We start from the raw sequence: 2,536 nt of genomic DNA on the forward strand, positions 1-2,536 counted from the left end.
ATTGGTTAAGTCCTCGATCGATTAGTATTCGTCAGCTGCACGTGTCGCCACGCTTCCACCTCGAACCTATCTACCTCATCGTCTTTGAGGGATCTTACTTGCTTGCGCAATGGGAAATCTCATCTTGAGGGGGGCTTCGTGCTTAGATGCTTTCAGCACTTATCCCGGCCACACATAGCTACCCAGCGATGCCCCTGGCGGAACAACTGGTACACCAGCGGTGTGTCCATCCCGGTCCTCTCGTACTAAGGACAGCTCCTCTCAAATTTCCTGCGCCCGCGACGGATAGGGACCGAACTGTCTCACGACGTTCTGAACCCAGCTCGCGTACCGCTTTAATGGGCGAACAGCCCAACCCTTGGGACCGACTACAGCCCCAGGATGCGATGAGCCGACATCGAGGTGCCAAACCTCCCCGTCGATGTGGACTCTTGGGGGAGATAAGCCTGTTATCCCCGGGGTAGCTTTTATCCGTTGAGCGATGGCCCTTCCATGCGGAACCACCGGATCACTAAGCCCGTCTTTCGACCCTGCTCGACCTGTACGTCTCGCAGTCAAGCTCCCTTCTGCCTTTACACTCTGCGAATGATTTCCAACCATTCTGAGGGAACCTTTGGGCGCCTCCGTTACTCTTTAGGAGGCGACCGCCCCAGTCAAACTGCCCGCCTGACACTGTCTCCCACCCCGATCAGGGGTGCGGGTTAGAAGTTCAATACAACCAGGGTAGTATCCCACCGACGCCTCCCCCGAAGCTGGCGCTCCGGGTTCATTGGCTCCTACCTATCCTGTACAAGTTGCACCAAAATTCAATATCAGGCTACAGTAAAGCTCCACGGGGTCTTTCCGTCCTGTCGCGGGTAACCTGCATCTTCACAGGTACTATAATTTCACCGAGTCTCTCGTTGAGACAGTGCCCAGATCGTTACGCCTTTCGTGCGGGTCGGAACTTACCCGACAAGGAATTTCGCTACCTTAGGACCGTTATAGTTACGGCCGCCGTTTACTGGGGCTTCGGTTCGCACCTTCGCTTGCGCTAAGCACTCCCCTTAACCTTCCAGCACCGGGCAGGCGTCAGCCCCTATACGTCACCTTACGGTTTTGCAGAGACCTGTGTTTTTGCTAAACAGTCGCCTGGGCCTATTCACTGCGGCTCTCTCGGGCTATTCACCCTACCAGAGCACCCCTTCTCCCGAAGTTACGGGGTCATTTTGCCGAGTTCCTTAACGAGAGTTCACTCGCTCACCTTAGAATTCTCTTCTCGCCTACCTGTGTCGGTTTGCGGTACGGGCACCTCCCGCCTCGCTAGAGGCTTTTCTTGGCAGTGTGAAATCAGGGACTCCGGGGCGCAATGCCCCTTGCCATCACAGCTCAACGTATCAGGAATGGGATTTGCCTCATTCCACGCCTCACTGCTTGGACGCGCACAACCAACGGCGCGCTCACCTTATCCTTCTGCGTCCCCCCATTGCTCAAACGGCGGGGAGGTGGTACAGGAATATCAACCTGTTGTCCATCGTCTACGCCTATCGGCCTCGACTTAGGTCCCGACTGACCCTGAGCGGACGAGCCTTCCTCAGGAAACCTTAGGCATTCGGTGGACGGGATTCTCACCCGTCTTTCGTTACTCATACCGGCATTCTCACTTCTAAGCGCTCCACGAATCCTTCCGGTTCCGCTTCAACGCCCTTAGAACGCTCTCCTACCACGGACCTCCTAAGAGGTCCATCCACAGCTTCGGTAATCCGTTTAGCCCCGGTACATTTTCGGCGCAGTGTCACTCGACCAGTGAGCTATTACGCACTCTTTAAATGATGGCTGCTTCTAAGCCAACATCCTGGTTGTCTAAGCAACGCCACATCCTTTTCCACTTAACGGATATTTGGGGACCTTAGCTGGTGGTCTGGGCTGTTTCCCTCTTGACTACGGATCTTATCACTCGCAGTCTGACTCCCAATCATAAATCACTGGCATTCGGAGTTTGTCTGAATTCGGTAACCCGGGATGGGCCCCTAGTCCAAACAGTGCTCTACCTCCAGGATTCTCAAGATTGAGGCTAGCCCTAAAGCTATTTCGGAGAGAACCAGCTATCTCCAGGTTCGATTGGAATTTCTCCGCTACCCACACCTCATCCCCGCACTTTTCAACGTGCGTGGGTTCGGGCCTCCAGTAAGTGTTACCTTACCTTCACCCTGGACATGGGTAGATCACCTGGTTTCGGGTCTACAACTGCATACTCATTCGCCCTGTTCAGACTCGCTTTCGCTGCGGCTCCGGCTTCTCACCTTAACCTTGCATGCAATCGTAACTCGCCGGTTCATTCTACAAAAGGCACGCCATCACCCATTAACGGGCTCTGACTACTTGTAGGCACACGGTTTCAGGATCTGTTTCACTCCCCTTCCGGGGTGCTTTTCACCTTTCCCTCACGGTACTGGTTCACTATCGGTCACTAGGGAGTATTTAGCCTTGGGAGATGGTCCTCCCGGATTCCGACGGAATTTCACGTGTTCCGCCGTACTCAGGATCCACTCTGGAG

At 54.6% G+C, this 2,536-nt stretch carries 1 rRNA gene; it reads right to left on the reverse strand.

The features are described from left to right. Position 1: 1 nt before the first annotated feature. A 23S ribosomal RNA gene (locus tag DP120_RS18220) occupies positions 2–2,536 on the reverse strand; the annotation flags it as partial.

The organism is Planococcus halotolerans, assembly GCF_003289955.1.
Lineage (GTDB): Bacteria > Bacillota > Bacilli > Bacillales_A > Planococcaceae > Planococcus > Planococcus halotolerans.